The sequence below is a fragment of the Streptomyces nitrosporeus genome (assembly GCF_008704555.1).
Classification (GTDB): domain Bacteria; phylum Actinomycetota; class Actinomycetes; order Streptomycetales; family Streptomycetaceae; genus Streptomyces; species Streptomyces nitrosporeus.
In genome coordinates this window covers 2,737,817-2,763,083 of record NZ_CP023702.1, presented here as the reverse complement: position 1 = coordinate 2,763,083, position 25,267 = coordinate 2,737,817, and the positions used below count along the sequence as shown (strand labels likewise).

Annotated in this window: 21 protein-coding genes; 11 read left to right on the top strand and 10 right to left on the bottom strand. The window is 73.0% G+C overall.

Features of this window, described 5'->3' with window-relative positions:
* Nucleotides 1-25 precede the first annotated feature (25 nt).
* Complete coding sequence (locus CP967_RS11980; RefSeq protein ID WP_150487977.1) at nucleotides 26-1,171, top strand: cystathionine gamma-synthase; 1,146 nt, start codon at nucleotides 26-28, stop codon at nucleotides 1,169-1,171.
* A gap of 66 nt (nucleotides 1,172-1,237) precedes the next feature.
* Here CP967_RS11980 and CP967_RS11975 read toward each other — a convergent pair whose 3' ends face one another.
* Together CP967_RS11975 and CP967_RS11970 are read right to left on the bottom strand one after the other, a co-directional pair.
* Nucleotides 1,238-1,429 (bottom strand): DUF1059 domain-containing protein, encoded by a 192-nt coding sequence (locus CP967_RS11975; RefSeq protein ID WP_150487976.1) that lies wholly within the window; start codon nucleotides 1,427-1,429, stop codon nucleotides 1,238-1,240.
* A 63-nt stretch (nucleotides 1,430-1,492) separates the two neighbouring features.
* Nucleotides 1,493-2,026: a MarR family winged helix-turn-helix transcriptional regulator gene (locus tag CP967_RS11970; protein ID WP_150487975.1), complete on the bottom strand. Its 534-nt coding sequence runs from the start codon at nucleotides 2,024-2,026 to the stop codon at nucleotides 1,493-1,495.
* Nucleotides 2,027-2,184: 158 nt separating this feature from the next.
* On the opposite strand from CP967_RS11970, the gene ilvA reads away from it, so the two are divergent.
* From ilvA to CP967_RS11955, 3 genes are all read left to right on the top strand, one after another.
* Nucleotides 2,185-3,414, top strand: coding sequence for a threonine ammonia-lyase (gene ilvA / locus CP967_RS11965; RefSeq protein WP_150487974.1), 1,230 nt, complete (start codon nucleotides 2,185-2,187; stop codon nucleotides 3,412-3,414).
* 277 nt (nucleotides 3,415-3,691) lie between these two features.
* On the top strand, nucleotides 3,692-4,681 hold the full coding sequence (locus CP967_RS11960) for an ATP-binding cassette domain-containing protein (protein WP_150487973.1): 990 nt from the start codon (nucleotides 3,692-3,694) through the stop codon (nucleotides 4,679-4,681).
* A complete protein-coding gene (locus tag CP967_RS11955) occupies nucleotides 4,678-5,535 on the top strand; it encodes an ABC transporter permease (protein WP_150487972.1) in 858 nt (285 codons plus the stop codon). Before CP967_RS11960 ends, CP967_RS11955 begins: the two co-directional genes overlap by 4 nt.
* 78 nt (nucleotides 5,536-5,613) lie before the next feature.
* Here the strand turns inward: CP967_RS11955 and greA are convergent, their stop codons facing one another.
* Complete coding sequence (greA, locus tag CP967_RS11950) at nucleotides 5,614-6,111, bottom strand: transcription elongation factor GreA (RefSeq protein WP_150487971.1); 498 nt, start codon at nucleotides 6,109-6,111, stop codon at nucleotides 5,614-5,616.
* Between the two features lie 212 nt (nucleotides 6,112-6,323).
* Nucleotides 6,324-6,722, bottom strand: a complete 399-nt coding sequence (locus CP967_RS11945) for a DUF4307 domain-containing protein (protein WP_150487970.1) — start codon at nucleotides 6,720-6,722, stop codon at nucleotides 6,324-6,326.
* A gap of 97 nt (nucleotides 6,723-6,819) precedes the next feature.
* Here CP967_RS11945 and mca point away from each other — a divergent pair, with 97 nt between their 5' ends.
* Together mca and CP967_RS11935 are read left to right on the top strand one after the other, a co-directional pair.
* On the top strand, nucleotides 6,820-7,701 hold the full coding sequence (gene mca / locus CP967_RS11940; RefSeq protein WP_150487969.1) for a mycothiol conjugate amidase Mca: 882 nt from the start codon (nucleotides 6,820-6,822) through the stop codon (nucleotides 7,699-7,701).
* Between the two features lies 1 nt (nucleotide 7,702).
* Nucleotides 7,703-7,936 (top strand): hypothetical protein, encoded by a 234-nt coding sequence (locus CP967_RS11935; RefSeq protein WP_150487968.1) that lies wholly within the window; start codon nucleotides 7,703-7,705, stop codon nucleotides 7,934-7,936.
* A gap of 612 nt (nucleotides 7,937-8,548) precedes the next feature.
* Here CP967_RS11935 and CP967_RS11930 read toward each other — a convergent pair.
* The gene (locus CP967_RS11930) at nucleotides 8,549-11,764 is read right to left on the bottom strand and encodes a tetratricopeptide repeat protein (RefSeq protein WP_190174990.1); all 3,216 of its coding nucleotides are present in this window, start codon (nucleotides 11,762-11,764) and stop codon (nucleotides 8,549-8,551) included.
* Nucleotides 11,765-11,912: 148 nt separating this feature from the next.
* Between CP967_RS11930 and CP967_RS11925 the strand changes: the two genes are divergently transcribed.
* Nucleotides 11,913-12,731 (top strand): RNA polymerase sigma factor, encoded by an 819-nt coding sequence (locus CP967_RS11925; protein WP_150487966.1) that lies wholly within the window; start codon nucleotides 11,913-11,915, stop codon nucleotides 12,729-12,731.
* A 198-nt stretch (nucleotides 12,732-12,929) separates the two neighbouring features.
* Entirely contained in the window at nucleotides 12,930-14,951 is a 2,022-nt protein-coding gene (locus CP967_RS11920; RefSeq protein WP_150487965.1) for a thioredoxin domain-containing protein, read from the top strand.
* 109 nt (nucleotides 14,952-15,060) lie between these two features.
* Here the strand turns inward: CP967_RS11920 and trhA are convergent, their stop codons facing one another.
* Complete coding sequence (trhA, locus tag CP967_RS11915; protein WP_150487964.1) at nucleotides 15,061-15,747, bottom strand: PAQR family membrane homeostasis protein TrhA; 687 nt, start codon at nucleotides 15,745-15,747, stop codon at nucleotides 15,061-15,063.
* Between the two features lie 218 nt (nucleotides 15,748-15,965).
* Between trhA and CP967_RS11910 the strand changes: the two genes are divergently transcribed.
* The gene (locus CP967_RS11910; RefSeq protein ID WP_150487963.1) at nucleotides 15,966-17,792 is read left to right on the top strand and encodes a phosphoenolpyruvate carboxykinase (GTP); all 1,827 of its coding nucleotides are present in this window, start codon (nucleotides 15,966-15,968) and stop codon (nucleotides 17,790-17,792) included.
* A 304-nt stretch (nucleotides 17,793-18,096) separates the two neighbouring features.
* Here the strand turns inward: CP967_RS11910 and CP967_RS11905 are convergent, their stop codons facing one another.
* The gene (locus CP967_RS11905) at nucleotides 18,097-18,495 is read right to left on the bottom strand and encodes an SCO4983 family protein (RefSeq protein WP_150487962.1); all 399 of its coding nucleotides are present in this window, start codon (nucleotides 18,493-18,495) and stop codon (nucleotides 18,097-18,099) included.
* A gap of 122 nt (nucleotides 18,496-18,617) precedes the next feature.
* A complete protein-coding gene (locus CP967_RS11900) occupies nucleotides 18,618-19,829 on the bottom strand; it encodes a pyridoxal phosphate-dependent aminotransferase (protein ID WP_150487961.1) in 1,212 nt (403 codons plus the stop codon).
* Between the two features lie 327 nt (nucleotides 19,830-20,156).
* Between CP967_RS11900 and CP967_RS11895 the strand changes: the two genes are divergently transcribed.
* Nucleotides 20,157-20,513 carry a helix-turn-helix domain-containing protein gene (locus CP967_RS11895; protein WP_150487960.1) on the top strand — a complete coding sequence of 119 codons (357 nt, stop codon included), beginning with the start codon at nucleotides 20,157-20,159 and terminating at the stop codon, nucleotides 20,511-20,513.
* 328 nt (nucleotides 20,514-20,841) lie between these two features.
* A complete protein-coding gene (locus CP967_RS11890; RefSeq protein ID WP_150487959.1) occupies nucleotides 20,842-21,768 on the top strand; it encodes a S1 family peptidase in 927 nt (308 codons plus the stop codon).
* Nucleotides 21,769-21,819: 51 nt separating this feature from the next.
* Here CP967_RS11890 and CP967_RS11885 read toward each other — a convergent pair whose 3' ends face one another.
* Both CP967_RS11885 and CP967_RS11880 read right to left on the bottom strand, forming a co-directional pair.
* Nucleotides 21,820-23,325, bottom strand: coding sequence for a glycosyltransferase family 39 protein (locus tag CP967_RS11885; protein WP_150487958.1), 1,506 nt, complete (start codon nucleotides 23,323-23,325; stop codon nucleotides 21,820-21,822).
* Nucleotides 23,326-23,642: 317 nt separating this feature from the next.
* On the bottom strand, nucleotides 23,643-25,265 hold the full coding sequence (locus CP967_RS11880) for an N-acyl-D-amino-acid deacylase family protein (protein WP_150487957.1): 1,623 nt from the start codon (nucleotides 25,263-25,265) through the stop codon (nucleotides 23,643-23,645).
* Nucleotides 25,266-25,267: the final 2 nt, after the last annotated feature.

The following is a 25,267-nucleotide window of genomic DNA, read 5'->3' as shown; positions in this document are numbered from 1 at the left end:
CCCCGACGAACTACGCTCGGGCCCCATGAGCGACCAGCACAGCTTCGAGACCCTCGCGATCCACGCCGGCAACACGGCCGATCCCCTCACCGGCGCAGTGGTCCCGCCGATCTACCAGGTGTCCACGTACAAGCAGGACGGTGTCGGCGGACTGCGCGGCGGCTACGAGTACAGCCGCAGCGCCAACCCGACCCGTACCGCCCTGGAGGAGAACCTCGCCGCCCTCGAAGGCGGACGGCGCGGGCTCGCCTTCGCCTCCGGCCTCGCCGCCGAGGACTGCCTCCTGCGGACACTGCTCACCCCCGGCGACCACGTGGTCATCCCGAACGACGCCTACGGCGGCACCTTCCGGCTGTTCGCGAAGGTCGTCTCGCGCTGGGGCGTGGAGTTCTCGGTGGCCGACACCTCGGACGTGGACGCGGTGCGCGCGGCGCTCACCCCCCGTACCAAGGTGATCTGGGTGGAGACCCCGTCCAACCCCCTGCTCGGCATCACGGACATCGCGGCCGTCGCGGGAGTGGCCCGGCAGGCGGGCGCGCGGCTCGTCGTCGACAACACCTTCGCCAGCCCCTACCTCCAGCAGCCGCTCGCCCTCGGCGCGGACGTGGTCGTGCACTCCACCACCAAGTACATGGGCGGCCACTCGGACGTGGTCGGCGGAGCACTGGTCACCGGAGACCCGCAGCTCGCCGAGGAACTCGCCTACTACCAGAACGCGATGGGGGCCGTCGCCGGCCCGTTCGACGCGTGGCTGGTGCTGCGCGGCATCAAGACGCTGGCGGTGCGTATGGACCGGCACAACGAGAACGCCGCCAAGGTCGCCGACCTGCTGACCCGGCACCCCAAGGTGACACAGGTCCTCTACCCGGGGCTGCCGGAGCACCCCGGGCACGAGATCGCCGCCAAGCAGATGCGGGCGTTCGGCGGGATGGTGTCGTTCCGTGTCGCGGGCGGCGAGGAGGCGGCGGTCCGGGTCTGCGACCGGGCGAAGCTGTTCACGCTCGGTGAGTCGCTGGGCGGTGTCGAGTCGCTGCTGGAGCACCCGGGCCGGATGACGCACGCGTCCGCCGCGGGTTCGCCGCTGGAGGTGCCGGGCGACCTCGTCCGGCTGTCCGTCGGCATCGAGAACGCCGACGACCTGCTGGCCGACCTCACGCAGGCCCTCGGCTGACGGCGCCCCCGGACACCACCGGAGGCCGGGGCACGCCCCGGCCTCCGGTACGTCACACGCCACGGCTCAGACCGCGGCCCTCTCGTCCTCCAGCGAGGCCCTGATCTGCTCACGCAGTTCGGGGCTGTCGGTGTGCTCGTGGACCGAGACGGCGTGCTCGGCGGCGGCCCGTACGACCTCGTCCTCCTCACCGGAGAGGGTGAGGGAGCAGTTCGAAACGCTCGGGTACTTGCGGCAGTCGGCGACCTTGTGTGTCATGACGGCCTCCTCGACGCGCGAATGCCTGCCCTTCCAGGGTAGGCCCGCGACCGGGCCGCCGTGTCACTCGGCCTGGACGCTCGCCTGGTAGGCCGCCTGCCGGGCGGCGAGCGACGCGTTGAAGCGGGTCAGCAGCGTGCAGAAGGTGTCACGCTCCTCCTCGCTCCAGTCGTCGGTCACCTGGGACATCAGCTCACGGCGTGAGGCGCGGACCTCCTCCAGACGGCTCTGGCCGCGCGGGGACAGCTGGAGGACGACCGCCCGGCCGTCCTCGGGGTGCGAGGTCCGCTTGACCAGACCGGTGTCGACCAGCGGAGCCACCTGCCGGGTGACCGTCGAGGAGTCGATGCCCATGCCCGCGGCCAGTGCCTTGACACCCATCGGGCCTTCCCGGTCGAGCCGGTTGAGCAGCAGGTAGGCGGCCCGGTCCATGGAGTTGCGGACCTGGCCGACCCCGCCGAGGCGGGTCTGCTCGGCACGGCGGGCGAAGACGGCCACCTGGTGCTGGAGAGTGTCCAGGAGGTGCTCGTCCTCCTGGGCTCGGGGGACCGCGCCCCCCGAAGGGGAGTCGGCAGTCGTCATGTCCTGAGGGGGCATGGCCGGGGGCTCTCTTCATGCGGTGACGGATGGAGTGGGGGACAGAGTACGCGGCCTCGGGGCAACGCGTACCAGCGCTGCACAAACCTGTGGACACCACCCCGGCCCGCCGTGAGACACGACGGCCCGGACGGCCTCGAACTGCAAGACTTGCGGCCATGACCTTCCGCACGACTGGCCCGTATCCGCCGCTGATCCTCGACGACGTCCGGGGAGCGCGGAAGATGCTGTCCGGGGTGGCCAGAACGACCGGGATGGAAGGCAGCCGCCATCTGTCCGCCCTGGTCGGGGCGCCCGTCCACTTCAAGTGCGAGAACCTCCAGCGCACCGGCTCGTTCAAACTGCGCGGGGCCTACGTACGGATCGCGGGCCTCAGCCCCGTCGAGCGGGCGGCCGGGGTCGTCGCGGCGAGCGCCGGGAACCACGCGCAGGGGGTGGCCCTGGCCTCCTCGCTGCTCGGCGTACGCTCCACCGTCTTCATGCCGGTCGGAGCCCCCCTGCCGAAGGTCGCGGCCACCCGGGACTACGGCGCCGAGGTCCGGCTGCACGGCCAGGTCGTCGACGAGACGCTGGCCGCCGCCCAGGAGTACGCGGACCGTACCGGGGCCGTCTTCATCCACCCCTTCGACCACCCGGACGTCATCGCCGGCCAGGGCACGGTCGGCCTGGAGATCCTGGAGCAGTGCCCGGAGGTCCGCACCATCGTCGTGGGGGTCGGCGGGGGCGGGCTCGCCGCGGGGATCGCCGTCGCGGTGAAGGCGCTCCGCCCCGACGTGACGATCGTCGGGGTGCAGGCCGAGGGCGCCGCCGGTTATCCGCCGTCCCTGGCCGCCGGGCACCCCGTCGCCCTGGACTCCGTACAGACCATGGCCGACGGCATCAAGGTCGGCCGCCCCGGGGACATCCCCTTCCACCTGGTCCGGGACCTGGTCGACGAGGTGCGTACGGTCACCGAGGACGAGCTGTCCAGCGCGCTGCTGCTCTGCCTGGAGCGGGCCAAGATGGTCGTCGAACCGGCCGGCGCCAGCCCGGTGGCGGCCCTGCTGAGCGACCCGGGGTCCTTCCGCGGGCCGGTCGTCGCGGTGCTGTCGGGCGGCAACGTGGACCCGCTGCTGATGCAGCGCATCCTCACCCACGGCATGGCGGCGGGCGGCCGCTACCTGAGCCTGCGGCTGCGGCTCACCGACCGGCCGGGCGCACTGGCCGCGCTGCTCGCCACGCTGTCCGTGGCGGACGCCAACGTCCTGGACGTGAGCCATGTACGCACCGACCCCCGGCTGGGACTCACCGAGGCGGAGGTCGAACTCCACCTGGAGACCCAGGGGCGCGCACACTGCGAGGAGGTCGCCACCGCCCTGCGGGCCGCGGGCTACCGGGTGATGGGCTGAGCCCCGGAGACCCGGAGGCCCCCGGAGACCCCGAAACCCCGGGGTCCCGGAGACCCCGAACCCCCGGGCCCCGGAGACCCCGGAGGCATCGGGAACCCCGGAGGCCCGGGGCTCCGCGACCCCGGCACGCCGGATACCGAAAACCCGTTGAGAGTCGCGATGTATCGCGATACTGTGCAGCGCCGGACACCCGGTGCCCGTCGCCCGCCAAGACCGGCGGGGCCGGCGTCCCGCGTCCCATACCGGAAGTCACCAGAGAGCAACTGGGGGATCCCTTATGCCAGGCGCCATCTACGCCGAAGGCCTGGTGAAGACCTTCGGCGACGTACGTGCACTGGACGGTGTCGACCTCGACGTGCCCGAGGGAACCGTCCTGGGCCTCCTCGGCCCCAACGGGGCCGGCAAGACGACCGCGGTGCGCGTGCTGACGACCCTGCTCCAGCCCGACAGCGGGCGGGCCGTCGTCGCGGGCATCGACGTACTGAAGAACCCCAACGAGGTGCGCCGCTCGATCGGCCTCTCCGGCCAGTTCGCCGCCGTCGACGAGTACCTCACGGGCCGGGAGAACCTCCAGATGGTGGGCCAGCTCTACCAGATGAGCGGGCGCGACGCGAAGAAACGGGCCGCCCAGCTGCTGGAGCGGTTCAACCTGGCCGACGCGGCCGACCGCACCGCGAAGACGTACTCCGGGGGCATGCGCCGCCGCCTCGACCTGGCGGCGGCGCTCGTCGTCTCCCCGCCGGTCATGTTCATGGACGAGCCCACCACCGGCCTCGACCCCCGCAACCGGCAGCAGCTCTGGGAGGTCATCGAGGAACTCGTCGCCGGAGGGACGACCCTGCTGCTGACCACCCAGTACCTGGAGGAGGCCGACCACCTCGCCCACGACATCTGCGTGATCGACCACGGCCGGGTCATCGCCCGGGGCACCTCCGACCAGCTCAAGGCCCGCACCGGCGGCGAACGCGTCGAGGTCGTCGTCCACGAACGCGCGCAGATCGAGCCCGCCCGCTCGGTGCTCGCCGCCTACGGCAAGGGCGAGATCGCCGTCGCCGAGCACACCCGCAAGCTGACCGTCCCCGTCACCGGCGGCGCCAAACTGCTCGCCGAGGTCATCCGCGACCTCGACGCACAGGGCGTGGAGATCGACGACATCGGTCTGCGCCGCCCCACCCTCGACGACGTCTTCATCTCCCTCACCGGGCACGCCGCCGAACTGGGGACGAACGGGGAGAACGGTTCCGAGCAGAAGGAGGGGGAGCGGTGACCGTCACCACACCCGCACAGGAGACCGCGCCGCGTGTGTCCCGGGGGGCGCTCGCCCAGTCCGTCGTGGACTCCCTGGTCGTCGCCCGCCGGAACCTGATCCGCATGATCAGGATTCCCGAGATGGTCATCTTCGGGCTCGTCCAGCCGATCATGTTCGTGGTCCTGTTCACCTACGTCTTCGGCGGCTCCATCAAGGTCGGCGACACCATCTCGCCCCAGGCCTACCGCGAGTTCCTGATGGCCGGCATCTTCGCCCAGACCGTCACCTTCGCCACCGCCGGAGCCGGAGCGGGCATCGCCGACGACATGCACAAGGGGCTGATCGACCGCTTCAGGTCGCTGCCCATGGCCCGGGGCGCCGTCCTCACCGGCCGTACCCTCGCCGACCTCGTGCAGACCGCGCTCACCCTCGTGGTACTCGCGGGAGTCGCCCTGATCGTCGGCTGGCGGACCCACGAGAACATCGGCAAGGTCCTGCTCGGCTTCCTGCTGCTGCTCCTGCTCGGGTACGCCTTCTCCTGGATCGGAGCGCTGATCGGCCTGATCGTACGGACACCGGAAGCGGCCACCTCGGGAGGGCTGATCTGGCTCTTCCCGCTGACGTTCATCTCCAACGCCTTCGTGGACGCCAACCAGATGCCGGCGTTCCTGCGGCACATCGCCGAGTGGAATCCCTTCAGCGCCACCGTGCAGGCGTGCCGGGTGCTGTTCGGCAACCTGCCCGAGGGGTTCGTCACCCCGGACGCCTGGCCGATGCAGCATCCGATCCTGGCTTCGGTGATCTGGTCGGTGGCCATCCTCGTGGTCTTCCGGACCCTCGCGGTCCGCAAGTACCGCTCGGCCACCGCCTGACCGGAGCCCCATGGCGCGGACCCCACGACGAAAGCCCCGGCCGTACGCGGCCGGGGCTTTCTCGATGTCGTGTGCGGGTCAGCCCGTGTAGGGCTTCGCCGAGAGGATCTTCACCGTCGCCTTCTTGCCGTTCGGCAGCTCGTACTCCGCGTCGTCGCCCGTGCGCTTGCCGTTCAGGCCCATGCCGAGCGGGGACTGCGGGGAGTACGTCTCGATGTCCGCGCTCGCGTATTCGCGGGAGGCGAGCAGGAAGGTGAGCGTGTCGTCCGGGTCGCCGTCGAAGGCGATCGTCACGACCATGCCGGGCTCGACCACGCCGTCGTCGGCAGGTGCCTCGCCGACCTTCGCGTGCTCCAGGAGCTGGGTGAGCTGACGCACCCGGAGCTCCATCTTGCCCTGCTCCTCCTTGGCCGCGTGGTACCCGCCGTTCTCGCGGAGGTCACCCTCCTCGCGGGCCGCCGCGATCTTTACGGAGATCTCCGTGCGCGCGGGACCAGACAGGTACTCCAGCTCGGCCTTGAGCTGGTTGTACGCCTCCTGCGTGAGCCAGGTGACGTTATCGCTGGTCTGGGTCACAGGGTGCTCCTCGTCGGTGCTGGGAATACAAAGCAACGCCCTACCCCAAGCATGTACTGCCACGGGTGGGCGAAACCACGAGCCTAACAATTCCCCGCGAAAAGGGGGAGAAGGTAAACCGTCACACGAGCGTCGGCGCAGGCCGGAAGGGGGAGCGCGCGGGGCGCCGGCGTCACGCGCCCCGGTTCACCCCTGGTCAGCGCCCGGGGGTGTCAGCTGCCGCAGGACATCAGCTCGACCGCGGTCGCCCTGGTCGTCGTACGCATCGAGACGACCGTGTCGATCCGCTCCGTGCTCTCCTCGACCCGGATCTCCTTGCGGCCCACCTCGCCGCCGTCCTCGCTCAGGGCGCGGATCGTGCAGTGGCCCACGGCGTCCCGGTCCTTGTGGATCTCCAGGTGCGCGTCGACCCGCCCGTCGGAGACGATCCTGGACTTCACGATCTCGGCCCGGACGTCCTGGCCGGCGATGTAGGAGTAGCCGAACCAGCCGATCATCGCGAGGAAGGCCACACCGAGCACACCGCCGATGATCCGCAGCTTGCGGTCGGCGCGCTGGTCCTGTGTCCGGCCGTAGCGCCCCTCGGGCACCGCCTCGCGCACCGCTGCCATGATCGTTCCTCCCGTACAGGGGATAGAGGAATTTTCCACCCCCCGGTTCAGTCACTATAGAAGCCGACCATCGCGACGAATCACTGAGGACCGAGTCTTGACCGAGCAGCTGAGACTGATGGCCGTTCACGCCCATCCCGACGACGAGTCGAGCAAGGGCGCGGCCACCATGGCCAAGTACGTGTCCGAGGGGGTGGACGTCCTGGTCGTCACCTGCACGGGCGGCGAGCGGGGCTCCATCCTCAACCCGAAGCTCCAGGGGGACGCGTACATCGAGGCGAACATCCACGAGGTACGCAAGAAGGAGATGGACGAGGCCCGCGAGATCCTGGGCGTCAAGCAGGAGTGGCTCGGCTTCGTCGACTCGGGTCTGCCCGAGGGCGACCCGCTGCCGCCGCTGCCCGAGGGCTGCTTCGCGCTGGAGGACGACGAGACGGCGGCGGGACGTCTCGTGGCCAAGATCCGCGCGTTCCGGCCGCAGGTGATCACCACGTACGACGAGAACGGCGGCTACCCGCACCCCGACCACATCAAGACCCACACCATCTCGATGATCGCCTTCGACGGCGCCGCGGACACCGAGCGGTTCCCCGAGGCGGAGTTCGGCCCGGCCTTCCAGCCGCAGAAGCTCTACTACAACCAGGGCTTCAACCGCCCCCGTACCGTCGCCCTCCACGAGGCACTGCTGGCCCGCGGCCTGGAGTCCCCGTACGGCGACTGGCTGAAGCGCTGGGAGGAGTTCGAGCGCGCCGAGCGCACGCTGACCACGCACATCCCGTGCGCCGACTTCTTCGAGATCCGTGACAAGGCGCTCATCGCGCACGCCACGCAGATCGATCCGGACGGCGGCTGGTTCCGCGTCCCGATGGACGTCCAGCAGGAGGTCTGGCCGACCGAGGAGTACGAGCTCGCCAAGTCCCTGGTCGATACCTCCCTCCCCGAGAGCGACCTCTTCGCGGGCATCCGCGACAATGCCTGATATGTACGCGACCCAGGCATTGACGCACCTCGTCCCACTCGCCGCCGACGAGCTCGACAAGAACAAGGTCACCCCCGGCGTCCTCGGTTTCCTCGTCTTCGCGGCACTCGCCGTGGGGGTGTGGTTCCTGATGAAGTCAATGAACCGCCACATGGCCAAGGTCGACTTCGAGGAGGCCCCGGACCCGGCCGCCACCCAGGCGGCATCCGAGGAGAAGGCGGCCCCCGCCAAGTAGGGGGCGGGCATCCGTGGCGCGGGGACCGCAAGGCGGCCCCGGGCTTCCGGCTGCCCTCCGGAGCGCCTCCCCCGGGCGGCGAACGCGCGGGGTCCCGTCGCGGGACCCCGGGACCCGTTCGTCGCCCCGCGGGGCCCTCCCGCACGCCCCGGGCCCGGTGCGCCACCGGCCGGAGGACGCGTACGGGACAGAGGCGGGGCCGCGCAGGAGGGCCCCCGCAGGGACCGGCGTAGGCAGAGGGTTCCACGGGGTCCGGGGCGGCACGCCGGTCCCGAGGAGACACTCCGGAGCGGCCCCGCCCAGCCCCACCGGGCCCCGCCCCGCACCCCGGCAGGCCCGCACCGCAGGCCGCGCCCGGGTACAGCGCAGCCGCACCGCTGCCCGCGCCCCGGCACAGCGCGCCCGAGCCGCGGAACGGGCCCGCGCGCCGCCCGTACCGCTACCCGCGCCCCGGCAGGCCCGCACCGCCGCCTGCGCCCGGGTACAGCGCACCCGCGCCCCGCACAGCGCGCCCGAGCCGCGGGCCCGGCCCGCAGAACCGGCCCCCGCCGCCCCGAGCCGTACCGCAGCCCCGCAGGAGGGCCCCCGCCCCGCCACCCCGCCCCGCGCGGCTCACGGCCGGGTCTTCACCGGCACGCCCATGATCTCGCGCGCGTGCCGCGACGGGAGGAGGCCGAGGCGCCAGGCCTGCCAGCCGTCGTCCAGGTCCACCCCCCGGTCGAGCACCACCCGGAGCGCCTCCGCGCAGCCCTCCAGCTTGCCGTCACGCATCGGATGCCCGGCCTCCAGCAGCTCGTCGAGTTCCTGCCGGGCCACCGCCGTACCCACCTCGCTGCCGCCCGGCGAGGCGTACGGCAGCAGGGTGCAGCGCAGGAAGCGGGCCCAGTCGCCGCCCCGGGCGTCGCCGTACGAGGCGAACAGGCCGATGGCCTCGTCGCACAGCTCCAGGGCCTGCGCCGTACGGTTGTTGCCGCCGTCGACCAGGGCCAGCTCCAGGCAGGACCACGCCTCCCCGTGGGCCACCCCGATCCGCCGGAAGTCGGCGCGGGCGTCCATCAGGAGCTGCCGGGCGAAACCGGAGTTGCGCAGGTTCCCGGTCTGCGCGGCCCGCTGGTCGCGGGTGGCCCGGCCCGAGTGGTGGCGGGCACACGCCAGCCCGTACACGTCACGCATCCGGGAGAACATCGTGCGGGACCGTTCCAGCTCCCGTACCGCCTGATCGGTGTCGCCGTCCTCCTCCAGGGCCTGCCCCAGGTAGTAGCGGGTCCATGCCTCACCGCGGGCGTCCTCGTTGGCCCGGTGCCGGGCGAGGGCCGCCCGCAGCTCCTCCACCGCCGGGGCCGGGTCGCCGTCCAGCAGCCGGGCGCGGGCCAGCTGGGTCAGGGCCCACGCCTCACCCCGCTCGTCCCGGGTACGGCCGTACAGCTCCAGGGCGGTCGTCAGCTCCTCCTCCGCGCGGGCCACCTCCCCCAGCCGCAGGCAGACCTGGCCGAGCTGGAAGTGGGACCACGCCTCGCCGTGCAGCGATTCGCCCTCCCGGTGCAGGGCGAGCGCCGTGTCCAGCAGCCGCAGCGCCTCGTCCAGGTCGCCCCGGTCACGCTCCACCGCGGCCAGGGCGTGCAGCGACCAGGCCCGGTCCTCCGCCTGGTCGTCGGAGGACTGGAGGCCGATGGCCTCCCGCAGCCGGGCCGACGCCTCGGTGAGGTTGCCCTGGTGGTGCAGGGTGATGCCCAGCGAGCACAGGGCCAGCGCGGCGCCCGCGTCGTTCTGCGCCTCCCGGTACAGCCCGACGACCGAGGACAGGGTGGCCCGCGCCTTGTCCAGCTCACCGAGCTGCCGGGCGGCGATACCCGTACGCCACTGCACCGACCGTTCCAGCAGCCCCTTGTCCACGGCCTGCGTCAGCTCGCTGATCTCGCCGAGCCGGTACAGGTCGCCGCGGAGCAGGCAGTAGTCGCACAGGGCGCCCAGCAGATGGAGCACGGCCCCCTGGTCGACACCCTCCGCGTTCCGCAGCGCCGCGGTGATGAAGCTGGACTCCCCGTCCAGCCAGCGCAGCGCCGCGTCCAGCGAACCGAAGCCGTGCGAGCCGAACTGCCCGGCACGGGTGGACATCTTGCCGTCCACCATGCGGATCACGGCGTCCGCCAGCTCGGCGTAGTTCGTCACGAGACGCTCCTGCGCGGCGGTGCGCTCCGCGGCCGGCTCCTCGTCGAGCAGACGGGCCTGCGCGAACTCCCGTACCAGGTCGTGCAGCCGGTAGCGGGAACCCCGCACATGGGAGAGCAGCCCGGACCGTGCCAGTGCCTCCAGCAGCCGGCCGGCCTCCTGCTCGCCGGCGGACAGCAAGGACGCCGCGGCGGCGGCCCCCAGGCTGGCCCGCCCGGCCAGGGCCAGGCGGCGCAGCAGCCGGCGGCCCTGCTCGGACTGGTCGGTGTAGCGCAGCCACAGGGCACGTTCCACGGGGCCCGCCGTGTCGTACGCGACCAGCCCGGCCGCCAGTTCGGCCCGGGTACGCGCCCCCAGCGAGGAACCCGCCACCCCCAGTGCCAGGGGCAGGCCGCCGCAGAGCCGGACGACGGCGTCCGTGGACGGGTAGTCGTACGGCCCCTTCTCCTCCTCGGCCGTCTCCCGCAGCAGCTCCTCGGCACCCGCCGTGTCGAGGGCGCCCACCGGCAGCAGGTGCACCCGGGCCGGCAGGCCGTCGGGCAGCGCGAGCGGCGCACGGCAGGTGACCAGCACCAGGCTGTCGGAACCCTCCGGCAGGAGCGCGCCGACCTGGGCCCCGTCGGTCGCGTCGTCGAGGACGATCACCACCGGTACACCGGTGAGGTGCTGGTGGTACAGCTCGCTCAGCCGCCGCACCTGCTGCCGGTCGGTGGACCGCTCCCGGAAGAGCAACTGCTCCCGGGGCGCGCCCAGCCGGTTCAGCAGGTGCAGCAGGGCGTCCCGGGTCCGCAGCGGCGCCTCGCCCGCGACGTCACCGCGCAGATCGACCACGCAGGCCCCCCGGAACTGGTCCCGCAGCGCGTGCGCCGCCCGTACGGCGAGGGTGGTGCGGCCCGAACCGGGCGGCCCGTGCAGGACGACCACGGTGGGCCGGGTGTCCGTCGCGGCACGGGCCGCGTGCACCCACCGGGTGATCTGCCCCAGCTCCTCGCGGCGGCCCGCGAACAGCCCCTCGGCGGAAGGCAGATGGCCGAAGGAACGCTCCAGCACCGACCGGGTGCGGGCGGCCGCACTGCGGTCCTTGCCCCGCAGCCGGCCGACCGGGGCGGCCTCGGACTTCTTCGGGGGGCGGGAAGCGGCGGCCAGCATCCGCTGCTGGTCGAGATAAGGGCATATCCCCCGGACCTCCAGAGCCGCCAGCCACTGCAGCCGCAGCTGTTCGGGGCCCCCGGGCCGGCCCAGCTCGGCCGCCCTGCGGTGCGCGGCGGGCCAGTGCGCGGCGGTCACCCGGGCGACGGTCGCGGTGGTGCCGGCGACCGCGACGACGGCACCGGCGCCGAACGCGAGCCCGGTCGCCGTCCCCAGCGCCAGATCCGCCCCGAAGGCCGCAGCCGCGGCGACACCCGTCACCAGCAGGGGAGTTCCCAGAGATGCCTTGCTGAAGCGCCGCGACAGCGGCTGCTGTCCCGCGCCGGCCTCGTCCAGCGCCCGCGTGTACGCGGCGTACTCCTCGGCCGCGCCCGCCGCGATGGTCTCCAGGGCGCCCCGCGCCCGCGCCATCAGGGCTGCGGCGTCGGTACGCCCGCCGGTGCGCCGTGCCTCCTCCTCCACGGCCCGCGCCAGCAACCGTTCGGCTTCGGCCCGATGGCTGTCCCGCATGTCCATGCGTCCCCCTCGTCCCGCCCCTCGTCCGGCCGGGGCCGGATCCGTCACGTGGACGGTCCAGTCTCCTTCCTCGGGCGCCCCGGCGACAGGGAGTCTGCGAGACTGCGCGGCGGGAAATCGCGACGAGGCGGAGTGCGGGAACATGAGCGAGTGGGGCAACGACGGCAGGGCCCGAAGAAGCGGCGGCCCCGGCCGGCACCGGGCCGGGGACATGGTGGACGAGCGGGCCGACGCACTGCTGGCCGCGGCGATCCGCGACGGCGGGGACCCCGGTGCGGTGGAGAAGCTCCGCAGCCGGCACGCCCCCGCCGCGCTCGTGTACGCGGGGATCTGCTGCCGCGACACGCAGACCGCCCAGGACCTCGCCGGTGAGGCGTTCGACCGCGCGGTACAGGCCGCCCGGACCGGCCGGGGCGGCCCCGTCGACGCCTGGCGGCCCTGGCTGCTGACGGCCGTACGCGACACCGCCGCCGACTGGGCCGGCCAGGCCAGGCGGGTCGACCTCGCCCCCGCCTTCGGGGCCTGGCTGGACGCCGGGGCCCGCCGGGAGAAAGCCGCGGCGGCCGGACCCCGCGGTACGCGGCCGGAAGGGCACGGCCCGGCGGCGGCCGCCTTCCATTCCCTGCCCGAGCGGTGGCGGGCGGCCCTCTGGCACACCTTCGTGGAACAGGAACCCGCCACGACGGCGGGCACCCTGCTGGGCCTCACCCCCGGCGGCGCGGCCTCACTGACGGACCGGGCCCGGGAAGGACTGAAGGAGGCGTACCTCGCCGCCGGGCCGGACCCGGCGGGCGACGAGGCGGCCGCACTCGACCGGGACCCCGGCCCGGTGCTCGCCGCCGCGGTGCTGCGGTTCGGCGACCACGCCTACCTGGAGGCCCGCGCCGCCACCCGCCCCGTCGCGGACCGCGAGGGGCCCGCCACCGGGTGGCTCGGCCTGGTACGACGGCTGCGCGGCTGAGACCGGCCCGGGCGCCCTTGCCGTGCTGCGGCGCCGAGGGCGCGCGCCAGTCCACGGGGCCCGAGCTGCGGGAACGCCACACGGGTGCGGAGCGCGGGAACACGACCGCCCGAGCCGGCCGGGGCCGCACACGCGAGGACGGCACCCCGCCCCGTGGCGCGCGGCTCCCGTGGGGGAGGGTGCGCGAGGATGGGGGCCATGGCCAACCGACTTGCGCAGACCACCTCCCCGTACCTCCTCCAGCACGCGGACAACCCGGTCGACTGGTGGCCGTGGTCGCCCGAGGCGTTCGAGGAGGCCAGGCGCCGCGACGTACCCGTCCTGCTGAGCGTCGGGTACGCCAGTTGCCACTGGTGCCACGTCATGGCCCACGAGTCCTTCGAGGACGCGGAGACCGCCGCCTACCTGAACGCGCACTTCGTGCCGGTCAAGGTCGACCGGGAGGAGCGGCCCGACGTCGACGCCGTGTACATGGAGGCCGTCCAGGCGGCGACCGGTCAGGGGGGCTGGCCGATGACCGTGTTCCTGACCGCGGACGGTGAACCCTTCTACTTCGGCACGTACTTCCCGCCCGAGCCCCGTCACGGCATGCCCTCCTTCCGGCAGGTACTCGAAGGTGTCCGGGCCGCCTGGAGCGACCGGCGGGAGGAGGTCGCCGAGGTCGCCGGGCGTATCGTCGCCGACCTCGCGGGCCGCTCCCTGGCCCACGGCGGCGACGGCGTGCCCGGTGAGGCGGAACTGGCCCAGGCGCTGCTGCGGCTGACCCGGGACTACGACGAGAAGCACGGCGGATTCGGCGGTGCGCCCAAGTTCCCGCCGTCCATGACGATCGAGTTCCTGCTGCGCCATCACGCCCGTACGGGGTCCGAGGGCGCCCTGGAGATGGCGGTTGACACCTGTGCGGCGATGGCCGGGGGCGGGATCTACGACCAGCTCGGCGGCGGGTTCGCCCGGTACTCGGTGGACCGCGAGTGGGTCGTGCCGCACTTCGAGAAGATGCTCTACGACAACGCCCTGCTGTGCCGCGTCTACACCCACCTGTGGCGGGCCACCGGTTCGGACCTGGCGCGCCGGGTCGCCCTGGAGACGGCCGACTTCATGGTGCGTGAACTGCGTACCGCCGAGGGCGGGTTCGCCTCCGCGCTGGACGCCGACAGCGAGGACGCGCAGGGCCGGCACGTCGAGGGCGCCTACTACGTCTGGACGCCGGCCCAGCTGCGGGAGGCGCTGGGGGAGGAGGACGCGGAGTTCGCCGCCGGATACTTCGGCGTCACCGAGGAGGGCACCTTCGAGGAGGGCTCCTCCGTGCTCCGGCTCGCCGCGGCGGGACCGGACGAGGACCCGGCGCGGGTCGCGGACGTACGGGCCCGGCTCCTCGCCGCGCGTGAGCGGCGGGTGCGGCCCGAACGCGACGACAAGATCGTCGCCGCCTGGAACGGGCTGGCCGTCGCCGCGCTCGCCGAGACCGGCGCCTGCTTCGGGCGGCCCGACCTCGTCGAGCGGGCCACCGAGGCCGCCGATCTGCTGGTGCGCCTCCACATGGGTGACACCGCCCGCCTCTGCCGTACCTCCAAGGACGGCCGGGCCGGGGACAACGCCGGGGTGCTGGAGGACTACGGCGACGTGGCCGAGGGCTTCCTCGCGCTCGCCTCGGTCACGGGTGAGGGCGCCTGGCTGGAGTTCGCCGGATTCATGCTGGACATCGTGCTGGAGCGCTTCACCGGCGAGGGCGGACAGCTGTACGACACCGCCGACGACGCCGAGCAGCTGATCCGCCGGCCCCAGGACCCCACCGACAACGCCACCCCGGCCGGCTGGACCGCCGCGGCCGGCGCCCTCCTCTCATACGCCGCGCACACCGGATCGGAGGCGCACCGGGCGGCGGCCGAGGGGGCGCTCGGGGTGGTGAAGGCGCTGGGCCCGAAGGCGCCCCGCTTCATCGGCTGGGGGCTGGCGGTCGCCGAAGCCCTGGTCGACGGGCCGCGCGAGGTGGCGGTGGCCGGCCCGGTCGGCGGGGAGCTGCACCGGACGGCGCTGCTCGGGCGCGCCCCGGGCGCGGTGGTGGCCGTGGGCGAGGGCGCCGAGGGCGCCGCGGAGTTCCCGCTGCTGGTGGACCGGCCGCTGGTGGGCGGGGCCCCGACCGCGTACGTCTGCCGGCACTTCGTGTGCGACGCGCCGACGACGGACGCGGCGGAACTGGCCCGGAAGCTGGGCGGCTGAACGGCTGAACGGCTGAGTGGGGGTGCGGACGTACGGCTGAACGGCTGAGTGGGGTACGGCGAAGGGCCCGGCCGGGTGGCCGGGCCCTTCGCGTCGTACGGGAGACGGTTCAGCCGTGCTGGTAGGCGACCAGCGAGATGCCGACGTAATGGGTGACGAACGCGGCCAGCGTCAGCGAGTGGAAGACCTCGTGGAAGCCGAACCAGCGGGGTGAGGGGTTCGGCCGCTTGATGCCGTAGATCACGCCGCCCGCGCTGTAGAGCAGTCCGCCGACGACGACGAGGACCAGCACCGCGATGCCGCCGGTGCGCATGAAGTCCGGCAGGAAGAACACCGCGGCCCAGCCCATGGCGATGTAGCACGGGGTGTAGAGCCAGCGGGGCGCGCCCACCCAGAACACCCGGAAGGCGATGCCGGCCGTGGCCGCGCCCCAGACCGCCCACATGAGCGGCTGCCCGGTGGACTCCGGCAGCAGGAGCATCGTGAGGGGGGTGTAGGTGCCCGCGATGATCAGGAAGATGTTCGCGTGGTCGAGCCGGCGCAGTACCGCCTCGCCCCGCGGGCCCCAGGTGCCCCGGTGGTACACGGCGCTCACGCCGAACAGCAGACAGGCCGTGAGGACGTAGACCGCGCAGGCGATCCGGGCGCGGGTGCTGTCGGTGAGGGCGATCAGGGCGATGCCGGCGACGAGTACGGCCGGGAACATGCCGGCGTGCAGCCAGCCGCGCAGTCTCGGCTTCACGGGAACGGGATCGGTGAGCTCGACGGGCCCGGAGACTTCGGCGGCGGAGGTCATGCCCGCCATGCTATCCGCGGCCTCCCGGAGGGCGGACGGGAGTGGCGATGCTCACGTCTGCTCAAGTGTGCGGCCCCCTGGACATATGGGCGCGAACAGCGGAACATCAAATGAGTGCGGTCGGCACCGGATGAGCGCCAGGGGTCGGGGGAGCAGCATCCGGGCCGCAGCCCCCACGGGGCCTCTTCACCAGACACCCACTCCCACAAGGAGCGATCGTGGCGCGCGACATCGCGGCTCCCCTCACTGTTCCCACCGCCCACCAGGAGCTCGCCTCCTGGGTGGACGAGATCGCAGCCATCACCGAGCCGGACCGCGTGGTCTGGTGCGACGGTTCCGAGGCCGAGTACGAGCGCCTGTGCGAGGAGCTCGTCGCGAAGGGCACCTTCACCGAACTGGACCCGGGCAAGCGCCCGAACTCGTACTACGCCGCGTCCGACCCGAGCGACGTCGCCCGCGTCGAGGACCGCACCTTCATCTGCTCCGAGAAGGAGGAGGACGCGGGCCCCACGAACCACTGGAAGGCCCCCGCCGAGATGCGGGCCCTCTTCACCGGTGAGCAGGGCATCTTCCGCGGCGCCATGCGCGGCCGCACCATGTACGTCGTCCCCTTCTGCATGGGCCCCCTCGGCTCCCCGCTCTCCGCGATCGGCGTGGAGCTCACCGACTCCGCGTACGTCGCCGCCTCGATGCGCACCATGACCCGCATGGGACAGGCCGTCCTGGACGAACTCGGCACCGACGGCTTCTTCGTCAAGGCGGTCCACACCCTCGGCGCCCCCCTCGCCGAGGGCGAGGCCGACGTCCCGTGGCCGTGCAACTCCACCAAGTACATCTCGCACTTCCCCGAGGACCGCGAGATCTGGTCCTACGGCTCCGGCTACGGCGGCAACGCCCTGCTCGGCAAGAAGTGCTACGCGCTGCGCATCGCCTCCGTCATGGCCCGCGACGAGGGCTGGCTCGCCGAGCACATGCTGATCCTCAAGCTGACGCCGCCGCGCGGGGAGAGCAAGTACGTCGCCGCCGCCTTCCCGAGCGCCTGCGGCAAGACCAACCTCGCCATGCTGGAGCCCACGATCCCCGGCTGGACCGTCGAGACCATCGGCGACGACATCGCCTGGATGCGGTTCGGCGAGGACGGCCGGCTGTACGCGATCAACCCCGAGGCGGGCTTCTTCGGTGTCGCGCCCGGCACCGGCGAGCACACCAACGCCAACGCCATGAAGACCATGTGGGGCAACTCCGTCTTCACCAACGTCGCGCTCACCGACGACGGCGACGTGTGGTGGGAGGGCATGACCGAGGAGGCGCCCGCGCACCTCACGGACTGGAAGGGCAACGACTGGACGCCCGAGTCCGGCACGCCCGCCGCCCACCCCAACGCCCGCTTCACGGTCCCGGCCGGCCAGTGCCCGACCATCGCCCCGGAGTGGGAGGACCCCAGGGGGGTGCCGATCTCGGCCATCCTCTTCGGCGGCCGGCGCGCCTCCGCCGTCCCGCTGGTCACCGAGTCCTTCACCTGGCAGCACGGTGTCTTCCTCGGCGCCAACGTCGCGTCCGAGAAGACCGCTGCCGCCGAGGGCAAGGTCGGCGAGCTGCGCCGCGACCCGTTCGCCATGCTGCCGTTCTGCGGCTACAACATGGGCGACTACATGAAGCACTGGGTCACCGTCGGCAACGACAAGGCCGACCGGACGAAGCTCCCCAAGATCTACTACGTCAACTGGTTCCGCAAGAACGACGCGGGTGACTTCGTGTGGCCGGGCTTCGGTGAGAACAGCCGCGTCCTGAAGTGGATCGTCGAGCGCCTCGAAGGCAAGGCCGAAGGTGTCGAGACCCCCATCGGCATCCTGCCGACGCGGGAGTCCCTGGACACCGAGGGCCTGGAACTGAGCGAGTCGGACCTGGACTTCCTGCTCAAGGTCGACAAGGAGGTCTGGCGGGAGGAGGCCGCGCTGATCCCCGGCCACTTCAACACCTTCGGCGACCACACGCCGAAGGAGCTGTGGGACGAGTACCACGCCCTGGTCCAGCGCCTGGGCTGACGGCCGCGTCCCGGCCCGGCACCCGGCCGGGCCGGCACGGTACTCCGGCCGCGGCGCCCCCGCCGCCCCCCTGGCGGGGGTGCCGCAGCCGGTCCGGCGGCCGGTGCGCCGCCCGCCGGTCCCGTGGCCGGGCATCACGACATCCGCCCTGACCTGGGGGGGACGGTTTACCCGCCACGGCACGACGGCCCCCGGAGCCCGTTCAGGGCTCCGGGGGCCGTCCGCCGTCCCGGGCCCGTCCTCGGCCCGGTCCGTGACGAGGGCGCCCGGTCCGCGCGTCCGTACGACGCGTGGACCGGGGCCGTCAGGGGGCCGCGACCAGAGCGGTCGCGGGGGTGGCCGCGGACGCGGCGGCGGTGTGGGCGTCCATGGCCTCGGCCGCGAGGATCGCGACCGCCGTGTCCGCGCGGGACGCGGCCACCACCAGGACCCGGCCCGCGAGGGCGTGGGCGCGGCGGTGCAGGGCGGCCGGGGACGCGTCGCTCCGCCCCGCGTGCCGGGCGGGCGGGGCGCCCCGGAGCCGGGCCACCTGCTGGGCGATGCGGTCGCCGTCGGCGGCGAGCCCGAGCTCGTCGGTGACGGCGAGCAGGGCGGAGAGGTGCCCGGCGAGCTGGATGTCCAGCTCGTCCTCCCGGCTGCGGTGCGGAAGATCGGCGTCGTCGGCCGGTGTGTGGACCGATTTGGTGCGGATCGGCTCGTACATGGGTGGCCTCCTGGCGTTGCAGTAAGGCCATCCTATCTTGGATTCAGTCTAAAGTTGTGCGTGATCCGGAAGGGGGTGGCCGGAAACGGCCCGGAGCCGATCGGAAACCGGTCCGGAGCCGGTCAGGGCTGGCTGTAACCGTCCAGGAAGTTGCCGATCCTGGTCACCGCCACGGTGAGGTCCTTGGCCGGGGGCAGGGTGACCACCCGGAAGTGGTCGGGTTCGGGCCAGTTGAAGCCCGTGCCGTGCACCACCATGATCTTCTCGGTCCTGAGCAGGTCGAGGACCATCTGCCGGTCGTCCTTGATTTTGAACACCTTGGGGTCCAGTCGGGGGAAGAGGTACAGCGCCCCCTTCGGCTTCACGCAGGTCACCCCGGGGATCTGCGTCAGCAGGTCGTACGCGACGTCCCGCTGCTCCAGGATCCGCCCGCCCGGCAGCACCAGGTCGTCGATCGACTGCCGCCCGCCGAGCGCGGTGGCCACGGCGTGCTGGGCCGGCATGTTCGCGCAGAGACGCATGTTGGCCAGGATCGTCAGCCCCTCGATGTACGAGGAGGCGTGGGCCTTCGGGCCGCAGACCGCCATCCAGCCGGAACGGTAGCCCGCGATCCGGTAGTTCTTGGAGAGCCCGTTGAAGGTGAGGACCATCAGGTCCGGGGCGATGGCGGCGGTCGGGGTGTGCGTCGCGCCGTCGTACAGGATCCGGTCGTAGATCTCGTCGGAGCAGACGACCAGGCTGTGGCGGCGGGCGATCTCGGTCAGACCGCGCAGCATTTCGTCGTCGTAGACCGCACCCGTCGGGTTGTTCGGGTTGATGATCACGATCGCCTTGGTGCGGTCGGTGATCCTGCGCTCGACGTCGGCGAGATCCGGCATCCAGTCGGCCTGCTCGTCACAGCGGTAGTGCACCGCCGTACCCCCGGCCAGCGAGACCGAGGCGGTCCACAGCGGGTAGTCCGGGGCCGGTACGAGCACCTCGTCGCCGTCGTCGAGCAGGGCCTGCATCGACATCTGGATCAGCTCGGAGACCCCGTTGCCCAGGTAGACGTCCTCGACGTCGAGGGGGATCCCCTTGGTCTGGTAGTGCTGCATCACCGCGCGGCGCGCGGACAGCAGGCCCTTCGCGTCGCCGTAACCGTGCGCCCCGGAGAGGTTGCGCAGTATGTCCTCGAGGATCTCCGGCGGGCACTCGAAGCCGAAGGCGGCGGGGTTGCCGGTGTTCAGCTTGAGGATGCGGTGGCCTGCGGCTTCGAGTCGCATGGCCTCCTCGAGCACGGGGCCGCGGATTTCGTAACAGACGCCGGAGAGCTTCGTTGACTGGATGACCTGCATGGCTGCGAGCTTACGACTGCGGTCCGGGCGGTGTGCCGGGTTTCGGGCGTGCACACCCCGCCGGTGCCCGCGGGGCGGCGGGCCCGGGCTTCCATCGCCATGCGGGCCCGGCCCGGCGCCGTGGGAAGGGCCGGTCGGGGCGGTGCCGCGGCTTGGAATGCGGGCGTGACCCGCACAACGGGGTGACATGCGCCACGCGGCGCCGGCGCGGCGGCCCGGGTGCGGCGGACTCCGGGGGCCGGGGGCCGTGTTCCGGTGGTGTGCAAAGGCCTCAGAAGTAGCTCAAGTCCCGTGCGGGCCGGGAGGGTCAGGGGGCAGGATCCCCGCATGACTGCATCAGCCGGTATGCGCCGCAAGGGCGTCGTCCTCCTGCTCCGGGAGTCGGAGGGGATCGCGGCCCTCCTCCAGGACTCACTGGAGACCGCCACCGACGAGGAGCGTCCCGGTATGGAACGCGCTCTCGCGCTCGTCCGGGAGGCCGCCGCCGTACCGGACGCGGCCCTGCGCGGGCGCTGGGCCAGGCAGCGGCTCGCCGCCGTCGGCCACGAAGGCCCCGCCGACTCGGTCCAGGCGATCAGGGCGCTGCGCCGGGCCGAGCCCGGGCTGAGCCTCCTCGCGGCGGTGACCTGTGCCCGTGAGGCCGCGGAGACGGAGGGGAGCGCCAAGACGTCGTCCACCGGGTGACCGGGTGACCGGGTGACCGGCGCCGGGGCGGCGGCCTGTCCTCGTCCGGCCGGCGGGGCGGGCACTCGAAGCCGAAGGCGGCGGGAATGTGCCGGGCGTTGCGACCGGCGTGGGTGCGGCCGGTGGGGTGTGGCCGGGGTGGCGGCTGGTGTGGCCGGTGGGGGTGCGGCCGGGGTGGCGGCTGGTGGGGGTGCGGCAGGGGCGGGAGGCGTCGTGTGCTGCCGGGGCGGCTGGATTCCGCCCCTTGTGAGGACTTCCGGCCGTGCGTAAGCATGCGCATGTCAACCGAAAGAACTTCGGTCACGGCACACCTGGAGGGGACCCCCACATGAAGACGCCTCTCATCGGCGCAGTTCTTTCCGTTCTGCTGCTCGGCGCGGGCGCCGCGCCCGCGGTCGCGGAACCGCACGCGGTTGTGGCCGCGCGGTCCTCCGCGGGCACCGCCGCGGACGTCGGCAAGGCCGCGGCCCCGGGCACCCCGCAGGGCGCGGGACCGGCGACAGCCGACCGGGCCTCGGTCCGGGCGGTCGGCTTCGCCGGGACGGTGGCGCTCAGCAACTGCTCCGGCTCGGTCGTCCGCGTGCCCTCGTCCCAGCCGGGCGATCCCGCGCTCGTCCTGTCCAACGGCCACTGCCTGGAGACCGGCTTCCCCGGTCCCGGCGAGGTCGTCCTCGACCGTGCCTCGACCCGCAGCTTCACGCTGCTGAACGCGGCGGGAAGGGGTGTCGGGACGCTGCGCGCCGACAGGATCGCGTACGGCACCATGACGGACACCGACGTCTCGCTGTACCGCCTCACCCGGACCTACGCCCAGATCGAGAGCTCCTACGGCATCAAGGCCCTGGAACTGGACGCCTCGCGCCCGGTGCAGGGCACCGCGATCACCGTCGCGTCCGGCTACTGGAAGCGGTTGTACAGCTGCTCCGTCGACGGGTTCGCCTACCGTCTCCAGGAGGGTGCCTGGACCTGGAAGGACTCGGTCCGCTACACCCCGGACTGCCAGACCATCGGGGGTACGTCCGGTTCCCCGGTGATCGACGACGCGACCGGCAAGGTGGTCGCCGTCAACAACACCGGTAACGAGGACGGCCAGCGGTGCACGGACAACAACCCGTGCGAGGTCGACGAGAACGGCGTCGTGACCGTGCGCGCGGGCATCAACTACGCCCAGCAGACCTACGGCATCGTGCCGTGCGTCGGACCCGGGAGCCGGATCGACCTCGGCCGCGCGGGCTGCGCCCTGCCCAGGCCGTGACGTCCCCCTGAATCCGGTGCCCGGACCCCGAGCCGGAGCCGGGCGCCGGGTTCAGGCGGTCCGTTCGTACACCCTCACCCTCCGGCCGCGGACCTCCCGGTCCGCCACCACGGTGAAGTACTCCTCCAGCGTGGAGATCTTCGCGGTGTCCCGTCCGCCCACCACCGGCCTCGCCACCGGCCGCGCGTCCGTGACCAGCAGGACCCGCCGCCGGGTCAGTATCGCGGCGCGTATCCGGTCGGGTCCGGCCTCCACGCCCTTCAGCGTTCCGGACCCCGACGGGCTCTTCGCCAGTGCCAGGTCCCGGAGGCCCGCGAAGGCGTCGGGGGAGACCAGCCGGGTGTCCCGCCGGGCCGCCGGTATGTAGAGCACTCCGGCCCCGGCCCTGTCGATCCGCCGGATCTCGGACGCTATGGCCAGGACGTCGTCCACCCGGCTCTCCGGGGACCTCTTGGCCAGTGACTGCGGCAGCAGCGCCACCACCGCCACGGCGGTCACCACGGGAAGGATCCACACCGCCGTCCGGGGAAACCGCGGCGCGGCCGCCCGGACCGCGCCGCCGACGGCCGCGCCGGCCAGCAGCGCGAGCCCGAGCAGGCTGAACAGGACGTACCGGTCCAGGAAGAGCGGCTGGATCAGGGAGAGGCCGATCAGGCAGACCTGCGGCACCGCGAGCAGCGGCAGACCCACGACGGCCGGTGACAGACGGCCCCTTTGGGGCCGGTCCACCAGGGCGCCGGCCCCGCCGATCGCCAGCAGGACCGCCGGCCCGATCAGCATGTGCCAGGTCAGCGGCGGGATCCAGGACACCTGGCCGGACTGGCCGCGGCTGAAGAGAGCCAGGGGGAGGACCCCCGTGACGGCCGCCGCGGAGGCCGCCGTCCAGCGTGTCCACACCCGCCGGCCGGCCCGCGCCCAGGCCAGGGTCGCCAGATGCGCGGGGAGGATCATCAGCGAGAACCAGTTCAGCAGCCCGCTCAGCAGGACTGCCCCGCCGTAGGCCACCCAGTGCGCCGTCCTGCCGCGTCCCTGGAGCGCGGTCACCAGCAGCAGCGTCGAGATCCCGGCCCCCGCCGCGACCAGCGCGTACGGGCGTCCCTCCTGGAGGTAGAACTGCACGGCGGGCAGCAGCCCGAGCGCCAGCCCCCCGCCCAGGCCCGCCCACACCCCGGCCAGCCGGTGGCCGACGGCCGTCACACAGGCGGCCGCCACCGCCATGGCGAGCACGGAGGGCAGCCGCAGGACCGTGGTGCCGGGGCCGAAGCACTCGAACAGCCCGTGCATGAACAGGTAGTAGAGCCCGTGGACGACGTCGACGTTCTCCAGCAGGCGCAGGATCTCGGCGGTGGACCGCTCGGCCACCTGCCATGTCGCGGCCTCGTCCCGCCACAGGCTGTCCTGGCGGGACAGCCCCCACAGGCCGAGCGCGAGCGTCCACAGGGCGGGGAGGGTGTACAGGAGGAGCCGGTGGCGGCGGGACGCCGTACGGGGTTCCACCGCGTCCGGTCCGTTCGCGAAGTGGACGCGGGCCGTCCGGGTGCGGCGGTCCAGGAGCATGAGGAGGGGGTCTTCCGGATCGGGGCCAGGGAGCCGTACGGGGTGCCGCCCGGCTGGGCGGCTCGGTGGGCGAGCCGGCTGACGCCTACTCACCACCGGCGCATGGTAGGCGCCTCAGGAGAACACCTGTCCGGGAATCGGCGAACAGATATGCGATCGAGAGCGGCGTCTTTCCGGTGTCCCGGCCCCGGGCGCGTCCGCCGGTCCCGGAGCGGCTGTCGTCTCCTCGGCGTGCGGGGCGGCGCCCCCGGTCGGCGGACTCCCGGCCCTGCTGGAACGGCACCGCGCCGGGCACCGCTGACCCCCGGCCCCGCGGGTCAGCGGGCGCGGTGGCCGGCGCCCCGCACCGCGCGGCCCGCCAGGACGGAGGTGCGCCGGCCGTCCTGGACGACGAAGCGGCCGTCGATCAGCACATGGGGGATGCCCACCGGAAGGGTCCGCGGTTCGTCGAAGGTGGAGCCTGCGGCCACCGTGTCCGGGTCGAACAGGACCAGGTCCGCGCGGTAGCCCTCAAGGACCCGGCCGCGGTCGGGCAGGCGCAGCCGGGCGGCCGGGCGGGAGGTGAGGTGGGCGACGCACTCCTCCAGGGTGAGGACGCCCAGCTCCCTGGCGTACCGGCCGAGGTAGTGGGGGAAGGTGCCGTAGGCGCGGGGGTGGGGCTTGTCGCCCTGGAGGATGCCGTCGCTGCCGCCGGTGTGCACCCGGTGGCGCATGATCTGCCGGACGTTCTCCTCGTGGCCGACGTGCTGGAGGATCGTCGTGCCCAGGCGGTCCTCGGTGAGCAGCCGGCGGGCCGTCACCCAGGGCTCCTCGCCCCGCAGCCGGGCGGACTCGGCGACCGTACGCCCGACGTACCCGGCCAGGGACGGGGCGCCGGCGCCGGAGATCTCGATGGTGTCCCACTCGATGGGGACGCCGTGGCAGCCGTCGGAACCCAGGACCTCCAGGTGGTGGCGGATCCGTTCGGCCGTCGCGTCGTCCGCGAGCCGGGCCAGGACCGCTCCGGGACCGCCCTCGCCCGCCCAGCTGGGCAGCATCGCGACGAGGGTCGTGCAGCCGGGGGTGTACGGATAGGTGTCCAGGGAGATGTCCGCGCCCGCCGCGAGCGCGTCGTCCAGGAGGGCGAGGAGGTCGGGCGCCTTCCCCTTGTTCACCCCGAAGTTCATGGTGGCGTGGGCGAGGTGGAGGGCGCAGCCGGCGTCCCGGGTGAGCCGCACCATCTCCTCGTACGCGGCGAGCGCGCCGGCGCCGTAGGAGCGGTGGTGCGGGCAGTAGTAGCCGCCGTGGCGGGCCACCACCCGGCACAGCTCGGTGAGTTCGGCGTCCTTCGCGTACATGCCGGGGGTGTACGTCAGCCCGGAGGACATGCCGACTGCGCCCTCGGACATGCCCTGGTCGACGAGTTCCCTCATGCGGTCCAGCTCGGCGTCGGTGGCGGGCCGGTCCTCCCAGCCCACCGCGAGCATCCGGACGGTGCCCTGCGGGACGAGGTAGGCGGCGTTGACGGCGATGCCCCGGCCGCCGAAGTTCCGGTCCAGGCGGTCCAGGTAGCCGCCGACGGTGCGCCAGTCGAAGTCGATGCCGGAGCCGTCGCCGTTCCAGCCGGAGATCGTGCGGCGGACCTCGGCGAGGGTGCGGTCGTCGGCGGGGGCGTAGGACAGCCCGTCCTGGCCGAGGACCTCCAGGGTGACCCCCTGGGCGGCCTTCGCGCTGTGGTCGGGGTCGCGCAGCAGGGCCAGGTCGCTGTGCGCGTGCATGTCGATGAAGCCGGGGGCCAGGGCGAGCCCGCCGGCGTCCAGGGTGCGGGCCGCGGAGGGGCGGGGGCCGTCGCCCTCCCGGCGGATCTCGGTGATCCGGCCGTCGGTGACGCCCACGTCGGCGCGGTAGGAGGGAGCGCCGGAACCGTCGACGACGCGGGCGTCACGGATGACCAGATCCATGG